The sequence below is a fragment of the Kitasatospora sp. NPDC007106 genome, assembly GCF_040634455.1.
In the GTDB taxonomy this organism is placed as follows: domain Bacteria; phylum Actinomycetota; class Actinomycetes; order Streptomycetales; family Streptomycetaceae; genus Kitasatospora; species Kitasatospora arboriphila.
The window spans coordinates 1-7,021 of sequence record NZ_JBEYFP010000294.1 but is presented as its reverse complement, the minus strand read 5'-3'; the positions used below and the strand labels follow the sequence as shown (position 1 = coordinate 7,021).

Sequence of the window (7,021 nt, the reverse complement as noted above, 5' to 3'; positions counted from 1 at the left end):
CGGTGGCCTCGGCCGAGCAGCCCGCGGCCGCCCGCCAACTGCGTTTCAACCACCGCAGCCTGGGCCCGGAGTACCAGAGCGAGGGCCTGTACGCGCTGGCCCGGGCCGCCGGCCGGCGCGAGCTGTACGAGCTCGCGGTGCACCGGCTGGCGACCCGGATCGTGCAGGTCGCGCACGAGACCCGCATCCCGCCCGGCCGCCCGCTGAACTGGGACGGGCTGGAGAACGCCTTCCTCAGGTCACCGCGCCCCGGCGGCTGAACCGCTCCTCGCGCCACTCGCCGCTCTCCAGCACCTCGGCGAGGTGCCGCACCGCGTCGAAGACGTCGGTGCGGGAGAGGTAGAGCGGGGTGAAGCCGAAGCGCATCAGGTCGGGGGCGCGGAAGTCGCCGATCACCCCGCGGGCGATCAGCGCCTGCATCACCGCGTAGCCCCCGGGGTGCCGCAGCGAGACGTGGCTGCCGCGCAGGGCGTGCTCCCGCGGGGTGACCGACTCCAGGCCGAGCGGCTCGACGAGCTCCAGGAACAGGTCGGTGAGCGCCAGCGAGGTGGCCCGCACCTGCGCCAGGTCGGCCTTCTCCCAGACGTCCAGGGCGGCGTCCAGGCCGGCCATGCCGAGCAGCGGCGGGGTGCCGGTCAGGAAGCGGCCGATGCCCTCGGTCGGCGCGTACGAGGGCTCGAAGGCGAACGGCCGGGCGTGGCCGAACCAGCCGCTCAACGGCTGTGCGGCGGCGCCCTGGTGGCGCTGCGCCGCGTACAGGAAGGCGGGCGCGCCGGGGCCGCCGTTGAGGTACTTGTAGCCGCAGCCGACGGCGAAGTCCACGTCGCAGGCGTCGAGTTCGATCGGCAGGGCGCCGGCGGTGTGGCAGAGGTCCCAGACCATCAGGGCGCCCGCGGCGTGCACCTGCTCGGTGATCGCGGCCATGTCCAGCAGTTCGCCGGTGCGGTAGTCGACGTGCGAGAGCACCACCACGGCGGTGTCCTCGCCGAGGTGCTCGCCGAGGTCGGCGGCGCGCGGCAGCAGCACGGTGCGGGCGCCGTCGAAGAGGCCGGTGACGCCCTCGGTGATGTACAGGTCGGTCGGGAACGCGGCGTGCTCGGCGAGCAGGGTGCTCCGGCCGGGCCGCAGCCGCATCGCCGCGCCGAGCACCTTGAAGAGGTTCACGGAGGTGGAGTCGCAGACCACCACCTGGCCGAGGGCCGCGCCCAGCATGGGCGAGAGCCGCTCGCCGAGCCGGTGCGGCATGGCGAACCAGCCGGCGTCGTTCCAGCTGCGGATCAGGCCCTCGCCCCACTCGCGCTCGACCATCCCGGCGACCCGGGCCGCGGTGCCCTTGGGCAGTGCGCCGAGCGAGTTGCCGTCCAGGTACAGCACGCCTTCGGGCAGGGCGAATTCGCCGTGCAGTGCGGCCAGCGGGTCTGCGGCGTCGAGGGCCGCGCACTCCTCACGGGTGGTCACAGGTCGTTCCTCACTGTCCACAGCTCGGGGAAGATGTCCTGGTCGGCGGACTGCTTGAGCCAGCTGAGGCCGCTGGAGCCGCCGGTGCCGGGCTTGGCGCCCATGGTGCGCTTGACCGAGGAGAGGTGGCGCTGGCGCCAGCGGGTGACCCGCTCCGCGGTGTCGAGCAGGGCCTCGCCGAGCCGGGCGAGCTCGGCCAGCTCCGGGTCGGTGTAGACCCGGCGCCAGCCCTGCTCCACCTCGGCGTCGTGCCGGTGCCGGCCGGCGGTCGGCTCGTGCGGCACCGCCACGCCGCGGCGGGCGAGCAGGGCGAGCGCGTCGTCGTACAGGCTCGCGCCGTGCAGGGCCGCGGTGAGCTCGGCGTGCACGGCGGGGGAGTCCTCGTACATCCGCAGCAGCGAGCCGGCCTTGTTGCCGAGCAGGAACTCCAGCCGCAGGAAGGCCGAGGACTGGAAGCCGGAGGCCTCGCCCAGCACCTCGCGGAAGGAGTTGAACTCGGCGGGCGTCATGGTGGCGAGCAGGTCCCAGGAGCTGACCAGCACGTCCTGTATGTGGGTGCCGCGGCGCAGTGCGGCGACGGCGCCGGCGGGGTCGTTCTCGCGCAGCGCGTGCTGGGCGGAGACCCACTCGCGGTGCAGCAGGTCGAAGAGCAGCTCCATCACCTGGGTGGCGACGATGAACGTGTACTCGGCCGGCACCTTGCTGCGCGGCTGCTGCAGGCTGTGCAGCACGTCCAGCATGGCGTAGCGCGCGTACGGGGTGCCGTTGCCGGGCTCCCCCTGCGGCGCGAAGGCGAGATTCGGCCGGTCGACGGTGTCCCCGCCCATGGCACTCCTCCTGGTGTGTCCTGTTTCGTCCCACTCCCATCGTGGGGGCCACCATTGTGCGGCGGCATCCGTTCCGTCTTGAATGGGCGGTGGGCAGCGAAAACGCGCCCAGGGTTCATGACTGCAAGGTCTTGGGGCCGATCCGCTTTCCGAACGCAAACCCGACCCCGGGAGTCGCCATGGACGCCGTCGACCGGCTGCTGCTCGCCGAACTCCAGGCCGACGCCCGGCTCTCGTACAACGAGCTCTCCCGGCGGGTGAAACTCTCCGCCCCGGCCGTCGCCGAACGCGTCCGCCGGCTGGAGGCCGACGGGGTGATCACCGGCTACCACGCGCACGTCGACCCCGCCCGGGCCGGCCTGGCCGTGATGGCCCTGGTCACCATGCAGTGCTACGGCCCGCACTGCGTGCTGCGCGACCCCGAGGTGACCCGCTGGCCCGAGGTCTTCCAGCTGCACCGGGTCACCGGCGGCGCCTGCTGCACCCTGCTGGTCGGGGTGCCCGGCATGATCGCCTTCGAACAGTTGATCGACCGCCTCGCCGCGTACGGCCAGCCCGCCAGCTCGATGATCCTCTCCAGCCCCGTCCCCTGGCACCCCGTGGTGGCGCCGTAGGCCCGCGGGCCCGCGCGGACGGCATAGGCTGCCCGTCGGACGCCCGGAACGCCGCGGGCGCGGGCGAGAGGACGGCTGGGCGCGATGGAGCTGATCGACCGGGCGAAGGTGGCCGAACTGGCCGGGGAGCGGCTCGACTTCCGCTTCAAGGCGATCCCCGCCGAGGCGTGGGGCCTGACCGTCGCCGAGTACCTCGCCACCGCCCCCCGGCTCGACGGCCTCGGCACCCCGCTGCTGACCCTGGACGCCGCCGCCCTCGACCACAACCTGCGCACCATGGCCGCCTGGTGCGAGCAGGCCGGCGTCGGCCTCGCCCCGCACGGCAAGACCTCGATGGCCCCCGCCCTGTGGCAGCGCCACCTGGACGCGGGCGCCTGCGCCGTCACCCTGGCCAACCTGCCGCAGCTGCGGGTCGGCCGCGCCTTCGGCCTGCGCCGCGTCCACCTGGCCAACACCCTGCTCGACCCGGCGGGCCTGCGCTGGCTCTCCGCCGAGCTCGCCGCCGACCCGGAGTTCCGCTTCGCGAGCTGGGTGGACTCCACCCGCGCCGTCGCCCTGATGTCCGGGGCGCTGCGCGGCGCGCCCGCCCCGGTCGACGTCTGCGTGGAGCTCGGCGCGCCGGGCGGCCGCACCGGCTGCCGCACGCTGTCCGAGGCGGTCGAGGTGGCCCGCGCGGTGCACGCCGCACCGGGCCTGCGGCTGGCCGGCGTCAGCGGCTACGAGGGCCCGCTCGGCCCGGACGCCTCCCCGGCCTCGCTCTCCGCCGTGACCGGCTACCTGCGGGGCATGGCCGAGCTGCACCGGCAGCTCGCCGGCGAGGGCCTGTTCGACGAGGTGGACGAGGTCTGGGTGACGGCCGGCGGCAGCGCCTTCTTCGACACCGTCGCCGAGGAGCTCGCGCCGCTCGCCGACGACCGGACCCGGGTGGTCGTCCGGGCCGGCGCCTACCTCGCCCACGACGACGGCTTCTACCGCGGCATCTCACCCTTCGGTCGCCGTGGCGCGGGCGAGCCGCTGCGGGCCGCGCTGCACGGCTGGGCCCGGGTGGTGTCCGCACCGGAGCCCGGCCTCGCGCTGCTGGACGCCGGCAAGCGCGACCTCCCGGTCGACCTCGGCCTGCCCGCCCCGCAGAAGGTCCGCGGCGGCAAGCCGCTCACCGGTGCGACGGTGAGCGGCCTCAACGACCAGCACGCCTACCTGCGGGACGCCGAGGTCGCCGTCGGTGATGTCGTCCGGCTCGGGATCTCCCACCCGTGCACGGCCTTCGACCGCTGGACGCTGATCCCGGTGCTCGACGACGCGGACGCGGACCGTCCGCGCGTCGTCGACCTGGTCCGGACGTTCTTCTGACCGGCGCCGCCCTCCGGCCGGGGGCGCGCCCGGGGCCTCCTTCCGGCGTCAGCCGAGCAGGACGCCCTGGTTGGAGGGCTGGAGGGTGCCGACGGTGAAGCCGGCCTTCGCGACGGGGAACTGCACGACCGGCTTGCCGTCGGTGCCGAGCACGGTGGCGGTCAGCTGGGTGGTCTCGTCCGGCGGGGTGACCACCAGGCCGGCGAGCACGCTGCAGGTGGCGTCCGCCTTGTCGCAGCTGCTCCAGGAGAGCCCGGAGAAGGCCGTGGTGCCGGGCTTCAGGGTGACGGCGACCGGCGGGCCCGGCTTGGCTACCCGGTGGGTGGCGGTGTCGGCGCGGGAGTTGTCGGCGAGCAGCCCGCCGTAGCCGAGGTAGCCCTTGACGGTGCAGGCGCGGCCGCCCTTGTTGGTGAGCATCACCATGGCCTTGCCGGCCTCCTGGATCTGCACGTCGGCCTTGAGGTCGGCGGTGCGGCAGCGGTCGGTACCGGCCTGCGCGGTGCTGCCGCCGGTGCCGGCCGCCGAGCCCGGCCCGGACGCCCCGGCGCGCGCCGCACTCGCGGTGGAGCCGGTGCCGGCGGTGGCGGTGGAGACCGCGGTGGTGGGCGCCGCGGTGCCGGTGCCGGCCGCGGTGGTGTCGTCGTCGCAGGCGACCGCGCCGAGCGCGAGGGCGAGGACGGCCGCGGCGGTGGCCGCCGCCCGGGTCGTGGCGGTCGTGCGGTGGTTCACGGGTGCTCCTGCGGGTCGCCGGTCACGGGGTGTCGGGCGTGACCACGCCGGGAGTCGGCGGCCCGGTTCTGCACGGGGTGTCCCGGCTCGGTAACGGGGCCCGGACGCCGTCACGGACCGTCAGTGCAGCTGCACGGTGACGCCGCCCTGCTTCAGGACGTCCAGCACCGCCTCGAAGTAGCTGCACTCCCGGCCGGCCAGCAGCATCCGCCGGTCCAGCCGGCAGGAGGCGAGTGCGGAGGCGTGCCAGACCAGCACGAACGGGGGCTCGGGGCCGTAGCCGCCGCGCAGGCAGTCGGCGAGCGCGTCCAGGTTGCTGCCGTAGTAGCCGTCCGGCGGGCGGAGGGCCGCTCCGAGCGCGGTGAACAGCGACCGTTCGTCGGTGACCTCCGTCCCGTCGAGGTGGAACACGGGTGTGGCCGGCGCGGACATGGCGCTCCTCGGTGGTTCGCCCGGATGGCGGTCCCGGGTCGAGCGGCCTCGGCCCGTGGGCTGGGATGGAGAGGACGTGCCGCCATCGACCCAGGGGCCCCATCATGACCAGTCTGCACCGCAAGGACCTCGGCCTGTTCGCCCTGCGCGCCGCCGTGGGCGGGGTGATGTTCGCGCACGGCGCGCAGAAGCTCTTCGGCTGGTTCGGCGGGGGAGGGATCGAGGGGACCGCCCAGGCCATGGAGCACATGGGCTACGAGCCGGGCCGGCCCAACGCCATCGCCTCCGGCCTCGGCGAGGCCGGAGGCGGGGCGCTGCTCGTCCTCGGCCTGGCCACGCCGGTGGCCGGCTCGGTGGTGGCCGGGACGATGGCCGGGGCCATCGCCGTGCACGCCCCGGCCGGCTTCTTCGCGATGGGGGGCGGCTTCGAGTACCCGGGGCTGCTCGGTACCTGCGGTCTGGCGCTGGGCATCTCCGGGGCGGGCCGCTACTCGCTGGACCACGCGCTGGGCCACGTGCTGGACCGGCCGTGGGTCGGGCTGCTGGCCTTCGGCGCGAGCGCGATCGGTGCGGCCGCCGTGGTGACCCGCCGTCAGGACACCGTGCGGCGACGGGAGATCAGGGAGATCGAGCAGGCCGCCATGCAGGAGGGCGCGGGCCTGTCCTGACCAGCGGCGTCCCACCGGACCTGGCCGCGCGGGCCCCGCCCGCGGCAGCCGTCGTTCCCACAGGAGCAGAAATCCATGAACCTCCAGATCCGTTCCGCAGCCCTGCTGGGCGCCGCCGCTCTGCTGGGCGGGGCCGCACTGGCCGGCTGCTCGTCGGACTCCTCGCCGTCCTCGGTCGCCTCCTCGGCGGCCGCCGCGATCGGGTCGAAGGCCTCCGAGCTGGCCTCGTCCGCGGGCGCACTCGCCTCCTCGGCGGCGTCCGCGGTGGCCTCCGCGGAGGCGGCGGCCTCCTCGGCGGTCGCCGACGTCACGGGTGGGCTGGACGCCGCCGGGGACGTGAAGCTGGGCACCCCGGTGACGTCCTCGGACGGCAAGGTCGAGGTACCCATCACCGTTGCCAATGGGCAGGGCGATCCGCAGAAGTACCTGGTGCAGGTCGACTTCCAGGACGCGAGCGGCAACCGGCTGGACACCGTGGTGGTGACCGTTCCGGAGGTCCCCGCGGGCGGAACGGCGCAGGCCACGGCCACGAGCAACCGCTCGCTGAGCGGTCAGGTCAAGGCCGTCGTGAGCCGGGCGGTGCGGTACTGAGCCGTATCCCAACGGAACCTTAAGGGCGCCTCAAGCCCGGGAGACGACTCTTGACGGGACGTTTGGTCTAGTCCATTTTTGTGGCCAGGTGCAGGGAGCCCCTGGACCGGTGTCGGCGGTTCGGGCCGTCGGCACCGGTTCGGCACACCTCCCCGCACCTGGTTCTTCTTGTGTGTGCAGGCCAACGTTCGATTTCCCTGTCATGCCCCTGACGTGGTGGTCCCACCCGCCGCGACTTCCCCCGGGGTGCGGCGGGACCGCCCCCACAACCAGGAGTCACGCAGCCATGCTTCGTTCCCTTCCGTCCCGGCCCCGGCCGAGCGGGCACCGCCGCCGCCGCGGCGCGGGCCTC

The 7,021-nt window shown here is 74.5% G+C and carries 8 protein-coding genes and 1 pseudogene; 5 read left to right on the top strand and 4 right to left on the bottom strand.

The genetic code is table 11. The annotated features are described in order from the left end of the window. Positions 1–260: pseudogene (locus ABZ641_RS21235) on the top strand (FxsC protein); the annotation flags it as partial. Here ABZ641_RS21235 and kynU read toward each other — a convergent pair. Both kynU and ABZ641_RS21225 read right to left on the bottom strand, forming a co-directional pair. Then, positions 235–1,458, bottom strand: a complete 1,224-nt coding sequence (gene kynU / locus ABZ641_RS21230; RefSeq protein WP_344622727.1) for a kynureninase — start codon at positions 1,456–1,458, stop codon at positions 235–237. The pseudogene ABZ641_RS21235 and the gene kynU sit on opposite strands and share 26 nt — an antisense overlap. Continuing rightward, complete coding sequence (locus ABZ641_RS21225; RefSeq protein WP_344622728.1) at positions 1,455–2,285, bottom strand: tryptophan 2,3-dioxygenase family protein; 831 nt, start codon at positions 2,283–2,285, stop codon at positions 1,455–1,457. Before ABZ641_RS21225 ends, kynU begins: the two co-directional genes overlap by 4 nt. A gap of 179 nt (positions 2,286–2,464) precedes the next feature. Here ABZ641_RS21225 and ABZ641_RS21220 point away from each other — a divergent pair, with 179 nt between their 5' ends. Next, positions 2,465–2,899, top strand: a complete 435-nt coding sequence (locus tag ABZ641_RS21220) for an Lrp/AsnC family transcriptional regulator (protein ID WP_344622729.1) — start codon at positions 2,465–2,467, stop codon at positions 2,897–2,899. Between the two features lie 84 nt (positions 2,900–2,983). Continuing rightward, a complete protein-coding gene (locus ABZ641_RS21215) occupies positions 2,984–4,249 on the top strand; it encodes an alanine racemase (RefSeq protein WP_344622730.1) in 1,266 nt (421 codons plus the stop codon). Positions 4,250–4,297: 48 nt separating this feature from the next. Here the strand turns inward: ABZ641_RS21215 and ABZ641_RS21210 are convergent, their stop codons facing one another. Both ABZ641_RS21210 and ABZ641_RS21205 read right to left on the bottom strand, forming a co-directional pair. Continuing rightward, positions 4,298–4,978 carry a DUF4232 domain-containing protein gene (locus ABZ641_RS21210; RefSeq protein WP_359983890.1) on the bottom strand — a complete coding sequence of 227 codons (681 nt, stop codon included), beginning with the start codon at positions 4,976–4,978 and terminating at the stop codon, positions 4,298–4,300. Positions 4,979–5,098: 120 nt separating this feature from the next. Then, positions 5,099–5,410 (bottom strand): barstar family protein, encoded by a 312-nt coding sequence (locus ABZ641_RS21205; protein WP_344622732.1) that lies wholly within the window; start codon positions 5,408–5,410, stop codon positions 5,099–5,101. A gap of 104 nt (positions 5,411–5,514) precedes the next feature. Here ABZ641_RS21205 and ABZ641_RS21200 point away from each other — a divergent pair, with 104 nt between their 5' ends. Further along, positions 5,515–6,078, top strand: coding sequence for a DoxX family protein (locus tag ABZ641_RS21200; RefSeq protein ID WP_344622733.1), 564 nt, complete (start codon positions 5,515–5,517; stop codon positions 6,076–6,078). Positions 6,079–6,153: 75 nt separating this feature from the next. Next, on the top strand, positions 6,154–6,669 hold the full coding sequence (locus ABZ641_RS21195) for a hypothetical protein (RefSeq protein ID WP_344622734.1): 516 nt from the start codon (positions 6,154–6,156) through the stop codon (positions 6,667–6,669). The last annotated feature ends 352 nt before the right edge of the window (positions 6,670–7,021 follow it).

What these genes read in the sequence shown, in the direction of transcription:
- ABZ641_RS21200 (WP_344622733.1), top strand. Translation starts at nt 5,515, where the DNA reads ATGACCAGTCTGCACCGCAAGGACCTCGGCCTGTTCGCCCTGCGCGCC.
- ABZ641_RS21195 (WP_344622734.1), top strand. Translation starts at nt 6,154, where the DNA reads ATGAACCTCCAGATCCGTTCCGCAGCCCTGCTGGGCGCCGCCGCTCTG.
- ABZ641_RS21220 (WP_344622729.1), top strand. Translation starts at nt 2,465, where the DNA reads ATGGACGCCGTCGACCGGCTGCTGCTCGCCGAACTCCAGGCCGACGCC.
- ABZ641_RS21215 (WP_344622730.1), top strand. Translation starts at nt 2,984, where the DNA reads ATGGAGCTGATCGACCGGGCGAAGGTGGCCGAACTGGCCGGGGAGCGG.
- ABZ641_RS21205 (WP_344622732.1), bottom strand. Translation starts at nt 5,410, where the DNA reads ATGTCCGCGCCGGCCACACCCGTGTTCCACCTCGACGGGACGGAGGTC.
- ABZ641_RS21225 (WP_344622728.1), bottom strand. Translation starts at nt 2,285, where the DNA reads ATGGGCGGGGACACCGTCGACCGGCCGAATCTCGCCTTCGCGCCGCAG.